Raw genomic sequence first — 20748 nt, forward strand, 5'->3', positions numbered from 1 at the left:
CGGAATGACTTCTTCCCCGTCGTCCCCGGACCCCTTCGAGCTCGTCGTGTTTGATTGCGACGGCGTCCTGGTGGATTCCGAGGTGATCTCCGTCCGGGTGGACCAGCTGGTGCTGGCGGACCTCGGCTGGGAACTGGAGCTCGGGGAGATTGTGGAGCGCTTCGTCGGCCGGAGCGAGTCCGACTTCATTGCCGCGATCGAGGAGCAGCTAGGCATAGCGCTGGAGGAGGGCTGGGACCGGAAATACGAGCCCTGGTACCGTGCGGCGTTCGAGCGTGACTTGGCAGCGGTCGACGGCGTGGTGGAAGCGCTGGACGGGCTCGGGCTCCCGCACTGCGTGGCCTCCAGCGGCAGCCATGCGAAGATGCAGCACACGCTTGGACGGACCGGGCTGCTGCACCGCTTCGAAGGGCGGATCTTCAGCGCGACGGAGGTCCGGAACGGCAAGCCCGCCCCGGATCTGTTCCTGCACGCGGCGGGAACCCTGGGGGCGGAACCTGAGCGCTGCGCCGTCGTCGAGGACAGTGCCTACGGGGTCCAGGCGGCGCGCGCCGCGGGAATGCATGTCTTCGCCTACGCCGGCGGCGTCACGCCCGCGGACCGGCTGGCAGGTCCGGGGACCACGGTGTTCCATGACATGCGCCGGCTGCCGGAACTGATCGGCGCGGGGCGCCCCCCGCAGGGCTGAGCACGCACCGGGGGTCAGCCCAGGACGGCAATGGCAATCGCGATGTAGTGCGCGGCGAAGGCAAAGACCGTGAGGGCATGGAACAGTTCGTGGAATCCGAAGTGCTGGTAGCTGAAGTTCGGCTTCTTCAAGGCGTAGAAGACGGCGCCGGTGATGTAGAGGACTCCGCCGACGCAGATCAGGACGGCCGACGCGACATTCGCGGCGAAGAAGTCGGGCAGGTAGAACAGGGCGCCGCAACCCAGCGCGATGTAGATCGGCACGTAGAGCCAGCGCGGGGCGTCCGTCCACAGCAGCCGGAAAAGCACGCCAAGAATGGCGCCGGACCAGATGACCCACAGCAGCAGTTCGGCCTTGGGCCGCTCCAGAAGGGCCCAGGCCAGGGGCGTGTAACTGCCGGCGATCACCAGCATGATGTTCGTATGGTCCAGCCGCTTCAGAACCACCTTCACGCCGGGGGACCAGTTCCCGCGGTGGTAGATGGCGCTGATGCCAAAGAGCAGGACGCCGGTGACAGCGTAGACGGCGCAGGCGATCTTCAGATCCGGCGTCGGCGCGAGGACCACCAGCACGATGCCGGCCGCAAGGGCCAGGGGGGCCGTCACGGTATGGATCCAGCCGCGCCACTTCGGCTTGATCATCAGAAGTTCGGCCAGCCGGACCGCAGCATCATCGAGCGGTCCGGTTCTCGGGTCCGCCGGATGCTGCGCGCGGGGATCAGGACTGTTGCTTTCCATGGCCCCATAATAATCTACGGTCCGGTAAGTTACCCGCGAGTAACATTTGGTGGGTCGAGCACCGGACGGACCATGCACCCGGCCCTGCCCTCCGGCAGGTAGCCTAGGATTTGCACTGCAGTCGTACTTCGAGGAAGCCAGGTGAATGTCCGGATGGAACTGCCCGGGTTTCTTTACGGCTTCTACGAGCGCAGCCTCCAGCGGTCGCTGGACCCGGAGCGGATCCCCAGGCACATCGGCGTCATGGTGGACGGCAACCGGCGGTGGGCCCGCCAGTTCAATGCCCCCACGAGCCAGGGGCACCAGGCCGGGGCCGACAAGATCCACGAGTTCCTTGGCTGGTGCCAGGAGCTGGGCGTTAAAGTGGTCACGCTCTATATGCTTTCCACGGACAATATGAACCGATCCGGCGAAGAGCTGGACCTGCTCATGGGCATCATCGCCAACACCCTGGACCGCTTGGATGAGGACGCGGACATTTCGGTACACGCCATGGGGGCCCCGGAGCTGCTGCCGGACTACCTCGCCGAACGGCTCAACAGGCTCACGGCGCGCACCCCCGTCCGGGAGAAGATCCACGTCAACGTCGCCGTCGGCTATGGCGGACGCCGGGAGATTGTCGACGCCGTCCGTGAACTGCTCCATGACGCCGTCGCCCGCGGCGCGGACATCGGGAAACTGGCCGACGAACTGAGCGTGGACGACATCTCGCGGTTCCTCTACACCCGCGGCCAGCCGGATCCGGACCTCGTGATCCGAACCTCGGGGGAGCAGCGGCTCTCCGGCTTCCTGATGTGGCAAAGCGCCTACAGCGAGTTTTATTTCTGCGAGGCCCTGTGGCCCGCCTTCCGCAAAGTGGACTTCCTCCGCGCCCTGCGCGACTTCGCCGGCAGGCAGCGCCGCTTCGGCTCCTGAGGCGTCCATCCATGGTTCACCTGACGGCCACAAGAATCGCCGCAAAATAGTCGCGGGAATGCCGCGTTCGGGACGTACGTTGAAGTCATTAGCGGGCAAACTGCCGGCCAATCGGGGAGGCCAGTACATGGAGCGGATTTTCGCACCGGGTGTATGGGAGGCCGCGTCCGGCCTCACGGCCGAGCCGCCTCACCACTAACAATTCCGGGCATGTGCCCCGGGGCTGGAGTCGATGTGGCTATTTCTGAACAACTGCCCGACGTCGTGACCGACCAGGGACAGAAAGCTACCTCTCGCGCCAAGCGAGCCACCTCAAAGACCGGAGCAGCGGATTCCACCGCCGCGGCCGGTCTTGCTGTTTCCGGGGAAGGGACAGCAAGCAAGGAACCGGCCCGGAGCTTCGTGATCGACACTTCCGTGCTGCTCTCGGATCCGCTGGCACTGCTGCGCTTCGCGGAGCACGAAGTGATTCTGCCGATCGTCGTCATCACCGAGCTCGAAGGCAAACGGCACGATCCTGAACTTGGCTATTTCGCCCGCAAAGCGCTCCGACTCCTCGATGACCTTCGGGTGGAGCACGGCGGGCTGAACCGGCCCATCCCGCTCGGCCACGAGGGTGGCACGCTGATGGTGGAGCTGAACCACATCTCAGCCGAGGTGCTCCCGGCCGGCTTCCGGGGCGGGGACAATGACAGCCGGATCCTCGCCGTCGCCAAGAACCTCGCCAACGAGGGCCGGGACGTCACGGTGGTATCCAAGGACCTGCCCATGCGCGTCAAGGCCTCCGCCATGGGGCTCCAGGCCGACGAATACCGCAACGAGCTGGTCAAGGACTCGGGCTGGACCGGCGTCGCCGAGATCGACGTGAGCGAGGAGGAAATCTCCACGCTGTACGGCCACGAACCGGTGTTCGTCCCGGAAGCGGCCGAAATGCCCGCGAACACCGGCCTGGTGCTGCATTCCAACCGGGGCTCGGCCCTGGGCCGGGTAGGTTCGGACAAGCAGGTCAGGCTCGTGCGCGGAGACCGCGACGTCTTCGGACTGCACGGGCGCTCGGCGGAGCAGCGGCTGGCCATTGACCTGCTGACGGACCCCTCGGTGGGCATTGTGTCACTCGGCGGGCGCGCCGGCACCGGCAAGTCCGCACTGGCCCTGTGCGCCGGCCTCGAGGCCGTCCTGGAACGCCAGGAACACCGCAAGGTGATCGTGTTCCGGCCGCTTTACGCGGTGGGCGGCCAGGAACTGGGCTACCTGCCCGGTTCCGAGGCCGAGAAGATGAATCCGTGGGCGCAGGCGGTCTTCGACACCCTCGGGGCGCTGGTCAGCCAGGAAGTCGTGGAGGAGGTCATGGACCGCGGCATGCTCGAGGTCATGCCGCTGACGCACATCCGCGGGCGCTCGCTGAATGACGCCTTCGTGATCGTGGACGAGGCGCAGTCCCTCGAGAAGAACGTCCTCCTCACCGTGATGAGCCGGATCGGGCAGAACTCCAAGATCGTCCTCACCCACGACGTCGCCCAGCGCGACAACCTGCGGGTCGGACGGCACGACGGCGTGGCCGCCGTCGTCGAAACCCTCAAGGGGCACCCGCTCTTCGGCCACGTCACGCTGACCCGCTCGGAACGCTCGCCGATCGCTGCGCTGGTGACGGAGCTGCTCGAAGGGGCTGAGATCTAAGTCTCGGTCGTCTTTGGCTTGGGGCCGTGGTCCGGTTTGCCGGGCCGCGGCCCTTCGCCGTCGCTTAGACACGACGCGTAGGGTCCCCTGCGGTCGCTGGGCGACCTCCGGGGACCGACGCGTCGCGATGCGCTCCTTTGCGAAGGACCGCGGCCCGGCGTTTGCCGCGGTCACCTTTCGCGGCGGCTGGGCTGCTTCCGCTAGATGCCGAGGTATTGCGCGGTGGGTTCGTGGCCTTGGACTTCCAGGGTCCAGTCGGGGCGTTTGAAGGTTGCGGGGGTGAGCCGGACTTTTTGGGCCTCCTGGCGCTGGCCGCCCCAGGAGGCGCGGGTGACGCCGTTGAGTTCGTAGCCGAGGGATCGGGAGACGCCGAGGGACTGCTGGTTCCAGGTTGCCGCCTCGGATTCGGCGACTTCTGCGCCGAGCCAGTCAAAGGAGTAGAGGGCGACGGCGGCCCGCATCTCCTTGCCAAGCCCGCGGCCCTGGGCGCTCCGGCGGAGCCAGGAGCCAGTGCCCACCGTCTTGAGCGTGGCGAAGTCTTTGGCCTCGATGTCCTGGCAGCCGACGAACTCGCCGTCGTGCCAGATCCCGAGCAGGAGCGTCCATTCCTGCGGGGACATGTTTGCGCGGCAGCGCCAGTACCATTGCGCCATGTTCGTCCCGAGCTGTGCGGCCGGGGCCTCGGCCCAAGGCCTGCTGAAGGGGCTGCGGCCGGGTTCGTGGATGCCGCTCAGCGCCGCGTGCGCCGCAGCCGGGATCTCCTCGTCGCGGATGGGCCGCAGGATCAGGCGCGGTGTGGTCAGCGTCAGGCCGAAAGGCGGCCAGTAGGGGGCGAGATTAATCATCCCGGAAGCCTAGCGGTGCGGGCGGCCTCCGGCCAGTCACAGCGCGGTCAGCCGGCGGGAACGTCCCAGCTGATGTGCCGGCGGACGTCAGTGAGGTTCATGGATTCGGCCAGGAACAGGTCATCGAGCATGTATTCGTCCACGGCCAGGATTCGTAGCCAGTGTCCGTAAGCGTCAGCGCCGTCCTCCAGCGAGCGGCTAGCGACGCAGACGCCGGTGCCGGCATCGATCCGCACGAGGGTGCGTCCCGGCCGGCAGAGCGGCGCCCCGGCGTCGGCGGGGCGGTAACCGGGGTTGGGCATGACGATTGTTTCCAGCGCGGGGCGGCCCTCGTGTTCCACCTCGGAGATGGTGCCCAGCTCCACCGCGTTGGAGTTGGGGAATTCGAGCGGGACAGGGGCGTTGCCGGCCAGCTCCACCGGGTCGAGGGCGGCCGAGAAGCGTCCGTTGCCGAAGCCGGGCTCCCCGTAGGCCGCTTCGGGGCGGCGCCGGACCAGGCCGGCGTCGTCGTAGACCGGGGTGACCAGCTGCGGTGGCAGCAGCCAGGACTTCCGCGTGGAACTGACGTAAAGGCCACCCCGGGAGTCATTGATGCCGGTGGTGCTGTACAGGACCAGGCCGTCCGCGGTCTCCAGCCGCAGGGCGCCCGGACGACGAAGCCACGCCCGGACCAGGTCGGTGGCGCCGGCGGCGGCATCGTCCGCCGCCGCCGGGTCCGCAAGCGGCCGGTCAAGGTATTCAAAGCGCAGCGACTGCCATTTCCACGGCGAGGAACGGCACAGGTGCCGGAACGCGGAGGCCTGCTCTGCCGGTCCGCCACGCACGCGCCGGTCTTGCCGGTTCCTGCTCTCCCATGCCGCCATATCCACAGTTTACGCGCGGGCCAAGCCGCAGCAGCGAGAATATCCAGTAGCATCCGAGGGTGATCCAACGACTCGGCACACTGGGCGAAGCGACGCCGCTGGCCTTCTGGCTGGCTGCGGCTGCCTGCGCATATTTCGCCGTGATGGCCGTACGGCTCACCGTGATCGACATCAGGCACCACCTGCTGCCGGACCGGATTGTCTTCCCGTCCTACGTCGTGGCGGGAGTCCTGCTGATCGGCGCAGCAGCCGGTACCGCCGCCTCGGGGGCGCAGGCCGCGGTGTCGGAGCCCGACGGCGGCGCCGGATTCCTTGGCGTGCCGGGTCTGCGTATCCTCGCCGGGGGAGCGGTGCTGTGGCTCTTCTATTTCCTGCTGCGGGCAGCCTATCCGCCGGGCATGGGGTTCGGCGATGTGAAGCTGGCCGGAGTGCTGGGCATGTATCTGGGGTTTCTGGGCTGGACGCACATCTTCGCCGGAACATTCGCCGCGTTCTTCTTCGGCGGCCTGTGGAGCCTGGGTCTGCTGGTAGGCCGTCGCGGCACCTTGAAATCGAACATTCCCTTCGGCCCGTTCATGCTGGCCGGCGCGGCCGCGGCCATGCTCCTGCTGCCGGCGTCCTGAGGCGCCCCGAGGCGCCCTGAGGCGCCCTGAGGCGCCAGCCGCGTGCCAGTGGCCCCGACGCGTTTGGCTAGGCTGGCCGTATGGCTACTCCCGACTTCATCCTCAAACTCCGCGAAAAAATCGGCCACGAGACTCTCTGGATCCCGGGCGCCCGGGCAGTGGTCTTCGACGACGACGGCCGGATCCTGCTGGGCCAGCGGGCCGACAACGGCCAGTGGGGCCTGATCACGGGAATACTGGAGCCCGGTGAGGAACCCGCGCCGGGCCTGCTCCGCGAAATCCAGGAGGAAACCGGCGTGGTGGCTGTCGCGGAACGGCTTGTCTCGGTTGACTCCGTTGGCCCTGTGACGTACCCAAACGGCGACGTCTGCCACTTCCTCACCCTTGTGTTCCGCTGCCGACATGTCTCCGGGGCGGCGAGGGTCAACGACGACGAGTCGCTCGCAGTGGGCTGGTTCCGGCCCGACGAGTTCCCGGAGCTCACGCCGGGGCACCTTGAGTCGATCCGGCGGGCGAGTGACCCGGACGGTGCCGCCCACTTCGTGCGGTGATGACTTCCGGCCGGTCCTGGACCGGGCGCCGCGGTCACCAAGGGTGTCCTCGGAGGAGGTTCTGGGACTTATTGTCGGTGCCGTGCCATAGCCTGCTCGTGTCCAGCCATCCGCTGGAAAGAGTTGGTCCGGGACGCACCCTGGCCGGAAATGGGGAAGCATGACAGATTCAGCGCTCACTCACGTGTATGTCCTTCTGGACCGCTCAGGTTCCATGAGTGCCATTGCGGATGACACGGTGGGCGGCTTCGCGGCCTTCATCCGTGACCAGCAGGCTGTGGCGGGCCGGTGCCGGCTCTCACTCGCACAGTTCGATGACAGCTACGAGTTGGTCTATGCCGCAGTGGACATCGCCGACGTGCCGCCGCTGGACCTGCAGCCCCGCGGCAGCACGGCCCTGCACGATGCCATGGTCCGGCTGATCGGCGAGGCCGGCGCGGAGCTTGCCGCTCTGCCCGAGGACGAGCGCCCGGGCACGGTGCTGGTGGCGGTCTTCACGGACGGCCACGAAAACTCATCCGTCGAGGCCAACGGCGCCATGGTGAAGGCGCTGGTGGAACGGCAGCAGGGCAAGTGGGGCTGGCAGTTCACGTACCTGGGTGCCAATCAGGACGCCGTGCTGACGGCCGGCGGCCTCGGCATCAAGGCCGAGGACGCCCTCACCTACGCGGCCGGCAACGTCGACGCGGCCTTCTCCGTCCAGTCCGCCAAGATGCGCCGGCTGCGTGAGGCACGCCTGGGCGGTGCCAGCATGGCCGAGGCCTCGGCAGCGGCGGCCTACACCGCAGAGGAGCGGGCGGCGGCCGGCGGAGGCCAGCCCGGGAACTAGGCAGCACCAACGGCAGCGGCCGGCGCCTTTCGCTGGGAAAGGTGCCGGCCGCCGTCGGACGTCAAAAATGCGGACGTCAGTAGTGCAGGGAATTAGGCCTGTGCGGCGGACGCGTCATGGACATAACGTCCAGGGCGGTGTCCATCTGCTCTTCGGTCAGTTCGCCGCGCTCGAGGAAGCCCATGGCCACCACGGTCTCGCGGATTGTCAGGCCCTCGGCCACGGCCTTCTTGGCAATCTTTGCCGCGTTCTCGTAGCCGATGAACTTGTTCAGCGGTGTGACGATGGACGGCGAGGCCTCGGCCAGGAAGCGTGCGCGCTCGACGTTGGCGGTGATGCCGTCGATCATCTTGTCGGCCATGACCCGGCTGGTGTTGGCCAGCAGGCGCACCGATTCGAGAAGGTTGGCGGCCATGACGGGGATGCCGACGTTGAGCTCGAACGCGCCGTTGGTGCCGGACCAGGCGATGGCGGTGTCGTTGCCGATGACCTGGGCGCACACCATGATGGAGGCCTCGCAGATGACCGGGTTGACTTTGCCGGGCATGATCGAGGATCCCGGCTGCAGGTCCGGGATGGAGATTTCGCCGAGGCCGGTGTTGGGACCGGAGCCCATCCAGCGCAGGTCGTTGTTGATCTTCATGAAGGAGATTGCGATGTTGCGCAGCTGGCTGGAGGCCTCGATCAGGCCGTCACGGTTTGCCTGGGCCTCGAAGTGGTCGCGGGCCTCAGTCAGCGGCAGGCCCGTGTCGGCGGCGAGCAGCTCGATCACGCGCTCCGGGAAGCCGGCGGGGGTGTTGATGCCGGTGCCGACGGCCGTGCCGCCGAGGGGAACCTCTGCGACGCGGGGGAGGGAGGCGTTGATGCGCTCGATGCCGTAGCGGACCTGCGCGGCGTAGCCGCCGAACTCCTGGCCCAGGGTCACCGGCGTGGCATCCATGAGGTGTGTGCGGCCGGACTTGACGACGTCCTTGAACTCGACGGCCTTGCGGCTGAGCGAATCAGCCAGGTAGGCCAGCGCCGGGATCAGGTCGTTGATCAGGGCCGACGTGGCGGCGACGTGCACGGAGGTGGGGAAGACGTCGTTGGAGGACTGCGAGGCGTTGACGTGGTCGTTCGGGTGGACCACCTTGTCACTGCCGGCGGCCTTGAGCGCGCGGGTGGCGAGCTCGGCGATGACCTCGTTGGTGTTCATGTTCGAGGACGTGCCGGAGCCGGTCTGGAAGACGTCGATGGGGAAGTCGCCGTCGTACTTCCCGGTGGCAATCTCATCCGCGGCGTCGGCGATTGCCTGGGCCAGCTCGCCGTCGAGCACGCCCAGTTCCGCGTTGGCCTGGGCAGCAGCCTTCTTGACCCTGGCAAGGGCTTCGATGTGTGCGCGCTCCAGGGTTTTGCCCGAGATGGGGAAGTTTTCGACCGCACGCTGCGTCTGCGCACGGTACAGCGCGTTCACGGGGACGCGGACCTCGCCCATCGTGTCGTGCTCAATCCGGAATTCTTCGGTGTTCAACTCTTCAGTGGAAGTCATAGCCCTAGCTTATTGGGAGCGGGCGCCCCACCGAAAACCGCGAACGGCCGCCCGGGGGTGAAGGCAGTGGACTACAGCCGGCCGATGCTGGAGACGAGGTCGGCCCTGCCGTCGGCCAGGCTGTAGGCGACCCCCACGACGGCGGCGCGACCGCCGTCGATTGCGCCGGAAATCACACGGGAACTGTCCACCAGCCGCTGTGAGGTCTGCTTGACGTTTTCGACCACCATGTCGTGAATTTCGCTTTGATTGTTGCGCAGCGAGGTCAGCACGGACGGCGTGATGCGCTCGACCAGGCTGCGGATGAAGCCGACCGGCATCTGGCCCGTTTCAACGGCCGCCTTCGTGGCGGTGACGGCACCGCAGTTGTCGTGGCCCAGGACCACGATCAGGGGAACGTCGAGTTCGCTGATGCTGTATTCCAGCGAGCCCAGCACCGCGTCGTCCACCACGTGGCCGGCCGTGCGGACCACGAAGGCGTCCCCTAGGCCGAGGTCGAAGATGATTTCGGCGGCGAGCCGGGAATCGGAGCAGCCGAAGATCACGGCGAAAGGGTGCTGGTTCTCCACGAGGGAGGAACGGCGCGAGGCGTCCTGGTTGGGGTGGGAGGCAGTGCCGGCGACGAAGCGCTGGTTGCCTTCACGGAGGCGCTGCCAGGCGAGCGGGGGAGTCAGATAAGTGGCCACGGCCCCAGTTTACGGCGAAGGGACAGCCGACGGTGAAACTGTTGCCGCCGGGGCATTGCCGGGGGACGCGCCGGTGGCGTTGCTGTCAAGGGACGTCACGACGGCGGCGGCGAGCACCGAGAACTCGTCCAGTTGCGCTGTGCCGGTCAGGATAATGGTGGCGCCCCGGTCCACGAGCACCATGCTTTTCTCGCCCTTGCCGGTGTCGCGCAGCTCCCAGTCGCGTCCGCCGGCGTTCCGGGTTCCCGTCACGGGGGCGTTCTTGACCTGCTGCAGCAGCCAGGTCGGATTGGACTGCCGTGTCTGCACCAGGCCGATGAAGGATTCCCTGGGCGTGAGGTAGCCGACCTCCCACGTCGCGACTCCGCTGGCGGCGCCGGACTCCCAGCGGGCGTAATTCGGGCGGAATGCGTCACCGGCCGCCGGGGCTACCGGTGTGAATCCCGCCACATCTGCGGCGTTCCGTGCGACGGCGCTGACGTTGACGTCGGGCCGGTAGCCGTCGGTCTTCGGCGAGGCGTTCATCAGGACGATCGGCAGGAACGCGCCGATGCTCAGCACCAGCGCGATGAACATGCCGATGACCGAGGCATTGGCCCGCTTCGCCGCGCCCGGGGCGATGACAGGCTTGACGGGCGGCTGGCCGGCCCCGCCGGCGGCCGCCTGGCTGGCCGTGGGGGAGGCGGAACCTGGGTCCGCCGCGGGCGTGTCCTGCAATTCACTCACCCCTCTATAGTCGCCCATGATCGGTGCGATCTCACATTCGGCTGCATCGGCCGGGGACGGACCGGACTGTTTCACGGTCCGGTCATCCCGAGACGTGGGTTACCGTCGCGGCTATGATCGGTAGCAGACGAATCACCGCGACGGATCGATCCTGGCCGTCCGGGTTCCATGATCGCCACTCGAAGAAGAGGTTCACATGTCACCAGCGTCCATGACCCAGAAGTATTCCACTCTCTCCCCGTCGCTCGCCGTCGGAATCGACGAGCCAGACCGCAACCTTGCGCTGGAACTGGTCCGAGTCACCGAAGCCGCGGCCATCGCCGGCGGCCACTGGGTTGGTTTCGGTGACAAGAACAAGGCAGACGGAGCCGCCGTCGACGCCATGCGTTCCTTCCTCCAGACTGTTCACTTCAATGGTGTCGTGGTCATCGGTGAGGGCGAGAAGGACGAGGCCCCGATGCTGTTCAACGGTGAAAACGTCGGTGACGGCACGGGGGCCGAGTGCGACGTCGCCGTCGACCCCATCGACGGTACCCGGCTGGCCGCCCTCGGCATCAATAACGCTCTGGCCGTCCTGGCCGTCGCCGAGCGCGGTTCCATGTTCGATCCCTCCGCGGTGTTCTACATGGAGAAGCTTGTGACCGGCCCGGAGGCAGCCGACATGGTGGACCTGCGCCTGCCGGTCAAGCAGAACCTGCACCTCATCGCCAAGGCCAAGGGCGTCAAGGTCAACCAGCTCAACGTCATGATCCTGGACCGGGACCGCCACCGTGGGCTGGTGGACGAAATTCGCGAGGCCGGTGCCCGCACCAAGTTCATCATGGACGGCGACGTCGCCGGCGCCATCGCTGCAGCACGCGCCGGGACGGGGGTCGACGCCCTGATGGGTATCGGCGGAACGCCGGAAGGCATCGTCTCGGCCTGCGCCATCAAGTCCCTCGGCGGCGTGATCCAGGGCCGGCTGTGGCCAACGAGCGATGAAGAGAAGCAGAAAGCGATCGACGCCGGCCATGATCTGGACCGGGTGCTGTCCACCAACGATCTCGTCTCCAGCGACAACTGCTACTTCGCCGCCACCGGCATCACGGACGGCGACCTGCTCAGGGGCGTGCGCTACTCCAAGGACAAGGTCCTCACCCAGTCCATCGTGATGCGCTCCAAGTCCGGCACCATCCGGTTCGTCGACGGCGAGCACCAGGCCAGCAAGTGGGAAGGCTACGCCCGCAAGAGCTAAAACCCGGCTGGAACTCGGGCACGCAGCACCACCACCGGATCCCGGGGCCGCCACTGTGCGCCCCGGGATCCGCTGTCTCACGGAGGGTGCGCCGTTCGGTAGGGTGGAGCCATGACTTGGCTTGTAACTGGCGGTGCAGGATATATCGGTTCTCATGTGGTTGCCGCGTTGCGCGCGGCCTCGATCCAGCCGGTGGTGATCGACTCGCTGTCCAGCGGCCACCGGGAGTTCGTCCCGGACGGGGTGCCCTTTGTGCACGGCAGCATCCTCGACGCCGACCTCGTGGCCCGCACCATGCTCGACCATGGGGTCACCGGCGTGATCCACCTGGCCGGGTTCAAATACGCCGGCGTCTCCGTGCAGGAGCCGCTCCTGACCTACGAACAGAACGTCACGGGCACCGCTGAGCTGCTCAAGGCCATGGAACTGGCAGAGGTGGACAAGCTGGTCTTCTCGTCCTCCGCTGCCACCTACGGCACACCCACGGGCGCCGTCGTGACGGAAGAGACTCCCACGCTGCCGGAATCGCCCTACGGCGAGAGCAAGCTCATCGGCGAGTGGCTGATCCGGGACCAGGACCGGGCCAGGGGCCTGAAGCACACCTCCCTGCGCTACTTCAACGTTGTCGGCTCCGGCTCGCCCGAGCTGTACGACACCAGCCCGCACAATCTGTTCCCGATCGTGCTTCGGGCGCTGACAGCCGGCCAGACGCCACGCATCAACGGCATCGACTACAACACCGACGACGGCACCTGCGTGCGTGACTACGTGCATGTGGCTGACCTTGCGACCTCGCACGTCGCCGCCGCCCGGGCCCTCGCCGCCGGCAGGCCGCTGGAACGGGTGTACAACCTCGGCTCAGGCGACGGACTATCCGTCCGGCAGATCATGACGGCGATGGCGACAGTGACCGGTATTGACTTCGAACCGGAGATCGGCCCCCGGCGGGCCGGCGATCCGGACAGGATCGTCGCCGACGGAACCCTGGCCGCCCGGGACCTTGACTGGAAGATGCGCCACTCCGTCGAGGACATGGTGGCCAGCGCCTACGAGGCACAGCAGAGGGCCTCCTTAGCGGGACGGTAACTCGCCGGGGGACCTGCCCGAACGCGGCCGGCCCCTGCACGCGGGACATGTCCGGTGGTCGCGGCGGGGGAGGCCGGCCCCTGCACGCGGGACATGTCCGGTGGTCGCGGCGGGGAGTGGGCACAATGGGTTCATGTCCTGCGGCAGGCCCTGGCGGGGGACATGTCCAGTGGTGCGGCGGGCAGCCGGGGGAACTCCTAGCGGCCGAGGCGCGCCCTGAGTGTGCCGACAAGCTTCTTCGCGGCCTGGGCAGCCTTGCGCGCGAGCTTATAGCCGCCGTAGCGCAGTTTCTGCGCCGGCAGGTCCCAGGTTCCGGGGTAGGCAACCTCGCGGCCGCCGAATGACTTCTTGAACGCCGTGAAACCGGCCCACTTGTGGTCTGGCTGGTCCGCGGGGGCCACACCCCACAGGTCGACGTGCCGGAGGCCCTTTTCCTTGGCATCGGCCATCAGCGTGACCAGCAGCGGGATTCCGGCGCTGAGCTTCCGGTGCGTGTCATCCAGCGCGGCGTGGGCATAGGTGCGGGTGTCCGCGGAGTCGTAAGCCAGGGCGGCGGCAATGGGTTCGCCCTCCAGCTCTGCGACGAAAAGCGTCGCCGCACCGGCGGGCATCAGCGAGCGGGCCACCTGGCTCAGGTATTCATCGCTCTGCGGCTTGAAGCCGTTGCGGGCCGCGGTCATGTGCAGGAACTTCAGCAGCACAGAGATCTCGGCCGGGTCCTGGCTTGAGCGGAACGTCACGCCCTTCTTGTGGATGTTCCGATACAGGTTGCGGTTGACGGGCTTCATGTCTGACAGCACGTCCTTGAAGTCCCGGTCCAGGTCCACGATCCAGCTGAGTTCGGGCTGCTGGTTCGCCGGTGCCGGCCGCAGGCCGCGGCTGCGCAGCACGGCGTCGGAGTCCTCCGCCGCGAAGCCGGCGCTGACCGGTTCAATCCGGACAAACACGGCCCCGCAGCTGCGTGCCAGAGCAGTCAGCGCCGCCAGCGCGGCGTCGAACGCTGCGAGGGAGAGGGCCACGGGGCCGTACGGCACGTAGAGCAGCTTCCCGGCCGGGTTTGTCTCCTCGATCGCCAGGAATTGCCAGCCGGGCCCGGACTGCTCGTGGACGGTGCGGCCCAGGGCGCGCTGGAAGCTGGCCCAGGCCGGGCTGTGCAGGAAGTAGTCCACGGTCTCAGTCTTTCAGGGCAGTGGTGACGGCAAAGGCCAGGGCGGTCCCGGTGGCTCCGGACACGGCGTGCACATTGACCGGAGCCTCGGCGGCGGGCAGGAAGGCGCTGGCGCCGTGGCCCAGCTGCAGGTCCCCCTTGGGGGAGTCGAGCAGCACGGAACCGGAGACCACAAGGATCGCGGCCGCACCGGACTGCGCCAGCGGGACCGGTTCCGCCCCGGGCGCCAGCACAATCCGCTGCAGCTGGAATTCACGGAACGGCGGCCGGAACAGTTCCTGGCCCAGCATGGTGGTCTCGGGGCTCAGCATCGGCACGGCGACGGCCTCGAACTCGACGGTTTTCAGCAGCTCGGGGACGTCCACGAACTTCGGCGTCAGACCGCCGCGGAGCACGTTGTCCGAGGACGCCATGACCTCGATGCCGAGGCCGTGGAGGTAGGCGTGGACATTGCCGGCAGGAAGGTAGACGGCCTCGCCGGGGGCGAGCGAGATCCGGTTCAGGAGCAGCGAGATCAGCACGCCGGGATCCCCGGGGTACGCGTGATGGAGGGTGACCACAGTGGACAGTTCCGCCTGGTACGGCGCTGTCGGGGCACCGGAGACCAGGGCGGCAACGATGGCGGCGGTCGCCTCGGAGACGTCCGTGCCGCCCGCAATCAGCCGCTCGAACGCGGTGCGGAGGGCATTGTGCCCGTCCGGCTGGGCAAGGTCCTCCAGAAGTTGCGGCACCAGCGGCGGAAGTTCCAGCCCGGCCAGCGCAAAATCAGCGGCCAGCAGCTGGAAGACGGCACGGGATTCCGCGGCCGGCCGGAAGCCGCACAGAGCCTCGAACGGGGTCAGCGCGAAGATCATCTCCGGTTTGTGGAAGGCGTCCTTGTAGTTGCGCTCGGTGGCCGAACGGTCGACGCCGGCGGCCTCCTCCCGGGCAAAGCCCGCCCGCGCCTGGTCGGGCGTCGGGTGGACCTGCAGCGACAGGGGGCTCTCCGCGGCCAGGACCTTGAGCAGGAAGGGGAGCCGGGGTCCGAAGGCGGCCACGCTCTCAGCGCCCAGATAATGCTCCGGGTCCCGGTCGATCAGCTCGTCGAGTGCCAGCCGGCCGCCGTCGTCCGGGACCGCGGCGTGTGCGCCGCCCGAGCCGGACGCGGCGCGCTTGCCGGCCGGGCTGAGCGCCACCGACGGGGAGTCCGGGTGGGCCCCGATCCACAGCTCCGCCTCCGGACCACCGGATGCCGGCCTGCCGAGCAGTCCGGCGATGGCTGTCGTGGAGCCCCATGCGTAGGGCCTGAGGACGTTCTCGAGTTCGTACACTGCCTGGGTCCCTGTCTGGTCACTGGAATATGGTCGCTGGTGCCCGGCTTCTGCGGGCCGGGCACAGTCCCGCTGGCTACAGCGGCGCGCACTGGCCGTTGGTGGCCACCAGGTCGCGGATCGACTGTTCGTCGCCGTCGCGCTTGAACTGGTTCAGCATCTCCTCCGTGATCGGCTCGCCCTCAGGCGTTGTGGTCACCGGGGTGAAGTCCGACGGCGGCGGAGCGGGCTGGGTGCCGGGCAGCGTGAGCGGCACCGCGCCGGCTGCCGAGAGCGGTCCGGGCGCCGTGCCCGGCTGCACGATGCCGTCGTCGGCGGCGGCCGCCGACTGGGCGGCGAGGAGTTTGTCCACCCGGTCGTGGATCTGGCCGAAGTCCGGAACAGTGGAGAAGGAGGCATCGAAGTCCGGCGGCCCGATGGTCAGCCGGCTCACGTCCTGGCCTTTGGACTTCATCGCCAGATCAACGAAGCTGCCGAGCTGGCCGGCGGAAATATTGGAGTCCACCACCTTGGTGCCGGCCTTGACGATGTCCTCGAACTTCGACAGGAGGGTTGCGGGATCGAGCTGCTTGAGCATGGCCTGCTGCACGCACTGCTGCCTCGCGATGCGGGCGTAGTCGTCGACGAATTCGCGGGAGCGGCCGTACCAGAGGGCATGGTAGCCGTCGAGCGTGTTGTCGCCCGCCGGGATCCAGCCCAGCGGCATGCCGTGGATGCCGTTGGCCTCGTCAATGGTCTCGCCGCTGATCGGAACCCAGCCGCCGGCCTTGATCCGGATGCCGCCCATGGCGTCGATGAGCTTGGCGAAGCCGTCCATGTCCACCAGCACGTAGGCCTGGACCTTGATCCCGAGGGTGCCGGACACGGCTTCCAGGGTTGCCTGAGCGCCAGGGTCCTCCACGCCGGGGTAGAGATCCTTGTGTTCGTTGGTGACCTCGGTGTTGATGGCGTTGATAAGGCATTCGTCGCCGCAGTCGTAACCGTCGGGATAGATCTTGCGCATCGGCGAGTCCTCGCTGAACTGCGCGTTCTGGAGGTTGCGGGGGACCGAGATGATCGCTGTCTTCCCGCTCTTGGCATCCACGCTGATGACGGAGAGGCTGTCCGGACGGCGGCCCGTGCGGTCCGCCCCGGCGTCGCCGCCCATCATCAGGAAGTTGTAGCGGCCCTCGGAGGGCTCCATGGTGGGGCCGGTGGAGAAGATGCTGCCGATGGCGTCGCGGCTGACGTTGAGCAGGTACGCCGCGTAGCCGAGCGAGCCGCTGCTGAGGATCATGGCGAGCACGAGGGCCGCGACGACGGCGGCCCGGATCCGGGGGGCCAGCAGCACGGGGCGGATCAGCCGCAGGGTGTTGAGGAAGAGGCCGGCCCAGCCGATGGCCAGTGCCGTGAGGCCGATGACCAGCAGCAGCGAGGTGATGGGGTTGGTGAGGATGTTGATCAGAGTTGAACGGGACGCCGCGAGGAGCAGGGCCGCTGCGACGCCCAGCGCCCAGACGGTCAGCGTGACCCGCAGGGCGATCCGCCCGGTCCTCCGGTTGCCCGCGACGATCTGGGCGCTGCCTGGCACCAACAGGGTCATGATGATCAGGAGGAACGCACGCTTGGTCAGGACCGGCGCCGCCGCCCCCGAGGGGAAGCGGACGGGGTCCGAAAGCGCCTGGGGCGTCCGGGGCTGCTGGCCGGACGGCCGGCCCGGCTGATGGGCAGGAGCGTAACTGTTGGTCATCTGGCGAGCCCTAACGGTTGCCCCGGCCGACGGCGCTCGGGTTTCCGTCCGGGAACACGTCCCGCACCTTGTCCCGCAGGTTTGCGCCCTTGCGGGTGGCGACGGCGTTGAGTTCCTGCGCGAAGTCGAGGAGGTCGGCCCGCAGTTCCGCTGCGCGGGCATCGGCGCCGGAGGCCACGATCCGCACGGCGAGGAGTCCTGCGTTCCGTGCGCCGCCGATGGAAACGGTGGCGACAGGAACTCCGGCGGGCATCTGCACGATGGACAGCAGGGAGTCCATGCCGTCGAGGGTCTTCAGGGGGACGGGCACGCCGATCACCGGGAGCGGCGTAACGGAGGCGAGCATGCCCGGCAGGTGGGCCGCGCCGCCGGCACCGGCAATGATCACGCGAAGCCCGCGGCTGTGCGCGGTTTGCCCGTACCGGATCATCTCGATGGGCATGCGGTGCGCGGAGAGGACGTCGGCCTCGAACGGGATGCCGAATTCGGCGAGGGCCTCTGCCGCGGCCTCCATGACCGGCCAGTCCGAGTCCGAGCCCATGACTAGGCCCACGATCGGGGCAGCGGCCCCGGAGCCCCGGGTCTCTGCGGTCTCGTCTGCGGTGCCGTCTGCGGTGCTGGCGCTCATGCGTTCTCCTCGGAAAGTCCTGCGGTGCCGGGCTGCTCCCGGCCGTTCCGGATGATGTTGGCGACGGTGGCGGCGCGCTCCCGGACGGAGTCGACCTCTGCCGCGGAACCGCCGACGAGGTTGACGTGGCCGATCTTGCGGCCCGGGCGCACGGCCTTGCCGTAGCAGTGGACCTTCGCGGCGGGTTCGCTGGCGAGGGCCGCGGGGTAGGCGGAAAACAGGTCCTGGTTGCTGCCGCCGAGGAAGTTCTTCATCACGACGACGGGGCCCAGCAGGTCAGTGGCGCCGAGCGGCAGGTTGAGGATGGCGCGGAGGTGCTGTTCAAACTGGCTCGTCACTGAGCCGTCCTGGGTCCAGTGGCCCGTGTTGTGCGGGCGCATGGCGAGTTCGTTGACCAGGAAGCCTGTGCCGACGCCCGGAGTTTCGAACAGTTCCACGGCCATGACGCCGGTGACGCCAAGTTCGTTGGCGATCCGGATCGCGGCGTTCTCGGCCGCGGCGGCCACCTCAAGGGGAATGTCCAGGGCCGGGGCGATCACTTCATCGCACACACCGTCCACCTGGATGGTGTGGACCACCGGCCACGCGCGTGATTCGCCCTCCGGGGTCCGTGCCACGAGGGCGGAGAGTTCGCGGCTGAACTCCACCTTGGCCTCGGCCAGGAGCGGGGACATGGCCTCGAACCAGTCTGACGTGGCCTCGGCGTCCGCGGCCGAGTCCACCATCCGCACGCCCTTGCCGTCGTAGCCGCCGCGGGGGGTCTTCAGGACCACGGGCCAGCCGATTTCCTCGCCGAACGCAATCAGTGCGGCCACGTCGTCGACGGCGGCCCAGCGGGGGTTGGGCAGTTCAAGGGCGTCAATGGCCGCCCGCATCACGAGCTTGTCCTGGGCGTTGACCAGCGCGTCGGGGCCGGGCTGCACGTTGACGCCGGCCTCCAGCAGCGCCCGAAGGTGGCTTGTGGGGACATGCTCATGGTCGAAGGTCAGGACGTCCAGCCCGCGGGAGAACTCCAGCAGGTGGTCCAGATCGGTGTAATCACCGACCGGGGCGTTGGCCACGGCGGAGACCGCGGAGACGTCCCCGCTTTCGGCGAGGACGCGGAGCTCAAAGCCCAGGGCGGTGGCCGCCGGGGCCATCATTCGGGCAAGCTGGCCGCCGCCAACAACACCGATCACAGGAAAAGTCACAAGTCCCAGCCTACCGAAAACCTCGCCGCAACTGCGCTAATCCGGCTTTCGGGCACTTCCGGAGCTGGCCCGTTGGGATATTTAGGGCCCTCCCTGCGGGGCGGGTGGGCGGCAGCCAGACCGCGGTGATGCGCCCGCACGGGGCGCGTTCCCGGGAAGGGGCGCTAAAATGGGCCGTTGGTCCAATGGCCAAAAGTTCAGACAGGCCACGGAGGGTCATGATTAATACACTTGCCGATCGCATGCGGGGCCTTGCCTCGCTCTTCTGGCGCGAGGTGGCCAAGTTCGGTGCCGTGGGCGGTGTCGCGTTCATCATTGACAACGGACTCACGTACTACTTGATGCACGGCCCGATGACCGACAGCGAGGCGAAGGCCCGGTTCTTTGGCGCCAGCATCGCCACGGTCTTCTCCTGGATCGCAAACCGCTTCTGGACCTTCCGCCACCGCCGCCAGGACAACGTGCTGCGCGAGTTCGGGATGTTTATCCTGATTAACGGCATCGGCATCGGCATCTCCACCGGGTTCACCGCCATTGCCAAATACAGCCTGGGGATCACCGACAAGAACATGCTCTTCGCGGCGGGAATCGTCGGTATTCTCGTGGCGACCGTCGTCCGCTTCTTCGCCTACCGCTTCCTGGTCTTCAACAAGGAACTTGACGAAGAGCCGGAGTTCTCCCACGACCACGAAATCATCGAACGGTACCCGAACACCCAGCCGGGCGTGCGGGTCTCGGAGCGGTCCGGCCAGGACCCGGAAATTCCGGGCCCGCCGGCCTAGTCAGAGCCAGCCGGTCCGGCCCGGGCGCGGACGCGGGCTTAGCGCCCGCCGATCCGTTCTCCGTTGAGCAGTTGCTCCGTCACCCCGACGTCGGGGTGCACCAGCACCACAGAACCGTCGCCGCGCCAGGCCCCGAGTGATTGCGCCAGCACCTTTTCCAGGCCGTCGCCGGCCGGCACGAGCACCCGCATTCCCTGCCCGTCGGCTGCCGCGAAACCGTCCAGCAGTTCCGCGTGCGTGTGGACCGTGCCGGCGGCCGTCTCAACAGCCCGCCGCGATGCATCCGGATCCACATGGGGCATAAAGACGTCGCCGTGGGAGCGCACCTCGGCGGCGTAGTCGACGACGCCGGTCGGCAGCTCACCCTGCCAGCGCATGGCCAGGGCCGGCAATGCCACCGCCATCACCACGTCAAAGGCCCCCGCGGCCGCGCCGGGTCCGGGGTCCGCGGTGGCCAGCAGATCGGCGTCGGCATCGCCGAGCACCACCTCCAGGCCCAACTGCCAGGCAGCGAGGGCCAGGATCACGGACTTCCAGTGCGCCGGCAGGTCCAGCCGGAGGCGAGTTCCGGGTTCGGCGTCGAGCTCGTCCTGGAGGAGGTTGCTGGTTTTCGCTACCCAGTTGTCCAGGACCCGTCCCGAGAGTTCAACGCGCTCGGCGTCCGGGCCGTACCAGGTCAGCCGGGGCGAGGTGGATTGTCCGGACCGCAGGGCTGTCATCAGTTCGATTGCCGGGATGCTCATGGGATCATCTTGCCACGGCCCCAGGGGGCGTGATCTCTGTCATATTCCCTCGTGGGGGGCCCGAAACGCTGCGGCGCGGCGATGCCGGAATTTCCGCGGAATTTCACCAGAAATTTCAGTAACTCCTCAGCACCCTGATTATTCCGCGGTATCTCCACGGCCCGGCCGAAAAAAACCGGGCGTGGCGCGCCCCGGCTTTGGGTCCCAGGT

General features: G+C 67.8%; 21 protein-coding genes. 9 read left to right on the forward strand and 12 right to left on the reverse strand.

The window, feature by feature from the left end; genetic code table 11:
• Window positions 1-4 precede the first annotated feature (4 nt).
• Window positions 5-688 (forward strand): HAD family phosphatase, encoded by a 684-nt coding sequence (locus BJG92_RS01155; protein ID WP_232082187.1) that lies wholly within the window; start codon window positions 5-7, stop codon window positions 686-688.
• Between the two features lie 14 nt (window positions 689-702).
• Here the strand turns inward: BJG92_RS01155 and BJG92_RS01160 are convergent, their stop codons facing one another.
• Window positions 703-1425, reverse strand: a complete 723-nt coding sequence (locus BJG92_RS01160; RefSeq protein WP_232082188.1) for a hemolysin III family protein — start codon at window positions 1423-1425, stop codon at window positions 703-705.
• Window positions 1426-1578: 153 nt separating this feature from the next.
• Between BJG92_RS01160 and BJG92_RS01165 the strand changes: the two genes are divergently transcribed.
• Together BJG92_RS01165 and BJG92_RS01170 are read left to right on the forward strand one after the other, a co-directional pair.
• Window positions 1579-2340 carry an isoprenyl transferase gene (locus BJG92_RS01165; protein WP_232082221.1) on the forward strand — a complete coding sequence of 254 codons (762 nt, stop codon included), beginning with the start codon at window positions 1579-1581 and terminating at the stop codon, window positions 2338-2340.
• 234 nt (window positions 2341-2574) lie between these two features.
• On the forward strand, window positions 2575-4017 hold the full coding sequence (locus BJG92_RS01170; protein WP_232082189.1) for a PhoH family protein: 1443 nt from the start codon (window positions 2575-2577) through the stop codon (window positions 4015-4017).
• Between the two features lie 200 nt (window positions 4018-4217).
• Here BJG92_RS01170 and BJG92_RS01175 read toward each other — a convergent pair whose 3' ends face one another.
• The gene (locus tag BJG92_RS01175) at window positions 4218-4862 is read right to left on the reverse strand and encodes a GNAT family N-acetyltransferase (RefSeq protein WP_232082190.1); all 645 of its coding nucleotides are present in this window, start codon (window positions 4860-4862) and stop codon (window positions 4218-4220) included.
• A 47-nt stretch (window positions 4863-4909) separates the two neighbouring features.
• Window positions 4910-5725: a hypothetical protein gene (locus BJG92_RS01180; RefSeq protein ID WP_232082191.1), complete on the reverse strand. Its 816-nt coding sequence runs from the start codon at window positions 5723-5725 to the stop codon at window positions 4910-4912.
• A gap of 59 nt (window positions 5726-5784) precedes the next feature.
• Here BJG92_RS01180 and BJG92_RS01185 point away from each other — a divergent pair, with 59 nt between their 5' ends.
• The 3 genes from BJG92_RS01185 to BJG92_RS01195 all read left to right on the forward strand — a co-directional run bounded on the left by BJG92_RS01185 (window position 5785) and on the right by BJG92_RS01195 (window position 7728).
• On the forward strand, window positions 5785-6348 hold the full coding sequence (locus BJG92_RS01185; RefSeq protein ID WP_232082192.1) for a prepilin peptidase: 564 nt from the start codon (window positions 5785-5787) through the stop codon (window positions 6346-6348).
• 80 nt (window positions 6349-6428) lie between these two features.
• The gene (locus BJG92_RS01190) at window positions 6429-6899 is read left to right on the forward strand and encodes an NUDIX domain-containing protein (RefSeq protein ID WP_232082193.1); all 471 of its coding nucleotides are present in this window, start codon (window positions 6429-6431) and stop codon (window positions 6897-6899) included.
• A 214-nt stretch (window positions 6900-7113) separates the two neighbouring features.
• Window positions 7114-7728 (forward strand): VWA domain-containing protein, encoded by a 615-nt coding sequence (locus tag BJG92_RS01195; RefSeq protein WP_232082194.1) that lies wholly within the window; start codon window positions 7114-7116, stop codon window positions 7726-7728.
• A 76-nt stretch (window positions 7729-7804) separates the two neighbouring features.
• On the opposite strand, the gene BJG92_RS01200 is transcribed toward BJG92_RS01195, so the two are convergent.
• From BJG92_RS01200 to BJG92_RS01210, 3 genes are all read right to left on the reverse strand, one after another.
• Window positions 7805-9256: a class II fumarate hydratase gene (locus BJG92_RS01200; protein WP_232082195.1), complete on the reverse strand. Its 1452-nt coding sequence runs from the start codon at window positions 9254-9256 to the stop codon at window positions 7805-7807.
• A 71-nt stretch (window positions 9257-9327) separates the two neighbouring features.
• On the reverse strand, window positions 9328-9942 hold the full coding sequence (locus tag BJG92_RS01205) for a carbonic anhydrase (protein WP_232082196.1): 615 nt from the start codon (window positions 9940-9942) through the stop codon (window positions 9328-9330).
• Window positions 9943-9951: 9 nt separating this feature from the next.
• Entirely contained in the window at window positions 9952-10668 is a 717-nt protein-coding gene (locus BJG92_RS01210) for a DUF4245 domain-containing protein (RefSeq protein WP_374199748.1), read from the reverse strand.
• Window positions 10669-10864: 196 nt separating this feature from the next.
• Here BJG92_RS01210 and glpX point away from each other — a divergent pair, with 196 nt between their 5' ends.
• Window positions 10865-11902 carry a class II fructose-bisphosphatase gene (glpX, locus tag BJG92_RS01215; RefSeq protein ID WP_232082197.1) on the forward strand — a complete coding sequence of 346 codons (1038 nt, stop codon included), beginning with the start codon at window positions 10865-10867 and terminating at the stop codon, window positions 11900-11902.
• 111 nt (window positions 11903-12013) lie between these two features.
• Window positions 12014-12988: a UDP-glucose 4-epimerase GalE gene (galE, locus tag BJG92_RS01220; RefSeq protein ID WP_232082198.1), complete on the forward strand. Its 975-nt coding sequence runs from the start codon at window positions 12014-12016 to the stop codon at window positions 12986-12988.
• Window positions 12989-13185: 197 nt separating this feature from the next.
• Here the strand turns inward: galE and BJG92_RS01225 are convergent, their stop codons facing one another.
• The 5 genes from BJG92_RS01225 to BJG92_RS01245 all read right to left on the reverse strand — a co-directional run bounded on the left by BJG92_RS01225 (window position 13186) and on the right by BJG92_RS01245 (window position 18965).
• Window positions 13186-14157: a GNAT family N-acetyltransferase gene (locus BJG92_RS01225; protein ID WP_232082199.1), complete on the reverse strand. Its 972-nt coding sequence runs from the start codon at window positions 14155-14157 to the stop codon at window positions 13186-13188.
• A gap of 4 nt (window positions 14158-14161) precedes the next feature.
• The gene (gene manA / locus BJG92_RS01230; RefSeq protein ID WP_232082200.1) at window positions 14162-15466 is read right to left on the reverse strand and encodes a mannose-6-phosphate isomerase, class I; all 1305 of its coding nucleotides are present in this window, start codon (window positions 15464-15466) and stop codon (window positions 14162-14164) included.
• 76 nt (window positions 15467-15542) lie between these two features.
• Window positions 15543-17195 (reverse strand): LCP family protein, encoded by a 1653-nt coding sequence (locus tag BJG92_RS01235; protein ID WP_232082201.1) that lies wholly within the window; start codon window positions 17193-17195, stop codon window positions 15543-15545.
• 10 nt (window positions 17196-17205) lie between these two features.
• A complete protein-coding gene (gene purE / locus BJG92_RS01240) occupies window positions 17206-17736 on the reverse strand; it encodes a 5-(carboxyamino)imidazole ribonucleotide mutase (RefSeq protein ID WP_232082223.1) in 531 nt (176 codons plus the stop codon).
• An 83-nt stretch (window positions 17737-17819) separates the two neighbouring features.
• Window positions 17820-18965, reverse strand: a complete 1146-nt coding sequence (locus BJG92_RS01245; protein WP_232082224.1) for a 5-(carboxyamino)imidazole ribonucleotide synthase — start codon at window positions 18963-18965, stop codon at window positions 17820-17822.
• Window positions 18966-19231: 266 nt separating this feature from the next.
• Between BJG92_RS01245 and BJG92_RS01250 the strand changes: the two genes are divergently transcribed.
• Window positions 19232-19795, forward strand: a complete 564-nt coding sequence (locus BJG92_RS01250) for a GtrA family protein (protein WP_232082202.1) — start codon at window positions 19232-19234, stop codon at window positions 19793-19795.
• Window positions 19796-19833: 38 nt separating this feature from the next.
• Here BJG92_RS01250 and BJG92_RS01255 read toward each other — a convergent pair whose 3' ends face one another.
• Window positions 19834-20538 (reverse strand): TIGR03089 family protein, encoded by a 705-nt coding sequence (locus BJG92_RS01255; protein ID WP_232082203.1) that lies wholly within the window; start codon window positions 20536-20538, stop codon window positions 19834-19836.
• Between the last annotated feature and the right edge of the window lie 210 nt (window positions 20539-20748).

Origin of the sequence: Arthrobacter sp. SO5 (genome assembly GCF_020532805.1) — a bacterium.
In the GTDB taxonomy this organism is placed as follows: Bacteria; Actinomycetota; Actinomycetes; order Actinomycetales; family Micrococcaceae; genus Arthrobacter.

Excerpts from the sequence above, each read along its gene's own strand:
- BJG92_RS01155 (WP_232082187.1), top strand. The coding sequence starts at position 5 with ATGACTTCTTCCCCGTCGTCCCCGGACCCCTTCGAGCTCGTCGTGTTT.
- BJG92_RS01160 (WP_232082188.1), bottom strand. The coding sequence starts at position 1,425 with ATGGAAAGCAACAGTCCTGATCCCCGCGCGCAGCATCCGGCGGACCCG.
- BJG92_RS01165 (WP_232082221.1), top strand. The coding sequence starts at position 1,579 with ATGGAACTGCCCGGGTTTCTTTACGGCTTCTACGAGCGCAGCCTCCAG.
- BJG92_RS01175 (WP_232082190.1), bottom strand. The coding sequence starts at position 4,862 with ATGATTAATCTCGCCCCCTACTGGCCGCCTTTCGGCCTGACGCTGACC.
- BJG92_RS01180 (WP_232082191.1), bottom strand. The coding sequence starts at position 5,725 with ATGGCGGCATGGGAGAGCAGGAACCGGCAAGACCGGCGCGTGCGTGGC.
- BJG92_RS01190 (WP_232082193.1), top strand. The coding sequence starts at position 6,429 with ATGGCTACTCCCGACTTCATCCTCAAACTCCGCGAAAAAATCGGCCAC.
- BJG92_RS01195 (WP_232082194.1), top strand. The coding sequence starts at position 7,114 with ATGAGTGCCATTGCGGATGACACGGTGGGCGGCTTCGCGGCCTTCATC.
- BJG92_RS01200 (WP_232082195.1), bottom strand. The coding sequence starts at position 9,256 with ATGACTTCCACTGAAGAGTTGAACACCGAAGAATTCCGGATTGAGCAC.
- glpX (WP_232082197.1), top strand. The coding sequence starts at position 10,865 with ATGTCACCAGCGTCCATGACCCAGAAGTATTCCACTCTCTCCCCGTCG.
- galE (WP_232082198.1), top strand. The coding sequence starts at position 12,014 with ATGACTTGGCTTGTAACTGGCGGTGCAGGATATATCGGTTCTCATGTG.
- BJG92_RS01235 (WP_232082201.1), bottom strand. The coding sequence starts at position 17,195 with ATGACCAACAGTTACGCTCCTGCCCATCAGCCGGGCCGGCCGTCCGGC.
- purE (WP_232082223.1), bottom strand. The coding sequence starts at position 17,736 with ATGGGCTCGGACTCGGACTGGCCGGTCATGGAGGCCGCGGCAGAGGCC.
- BJG92_RS01245 (WP_232082224.1), bottom strand. The coding sequence starts at position 18,965 with ATGATGGCCCCGGCGGCCACCGCCCTGGGCTTTGAGCTCCGCGTCCTC.
- BJG92_RS01250 (WP_232082202.1), top strand. The coding sequence starts at position 19,232 with ATGATTAATACACTTGCCGATCGCATGCGGGGCCTTGCCTCGCTCTTC.
- BJG92_RS01255 (WP_232082203.1), bottom strand. The coding sequence starts at position 20,538 with ATGAGCATCCCGGCAATCGAACTGATGACAGCCCTGCGGTCCGGACAA.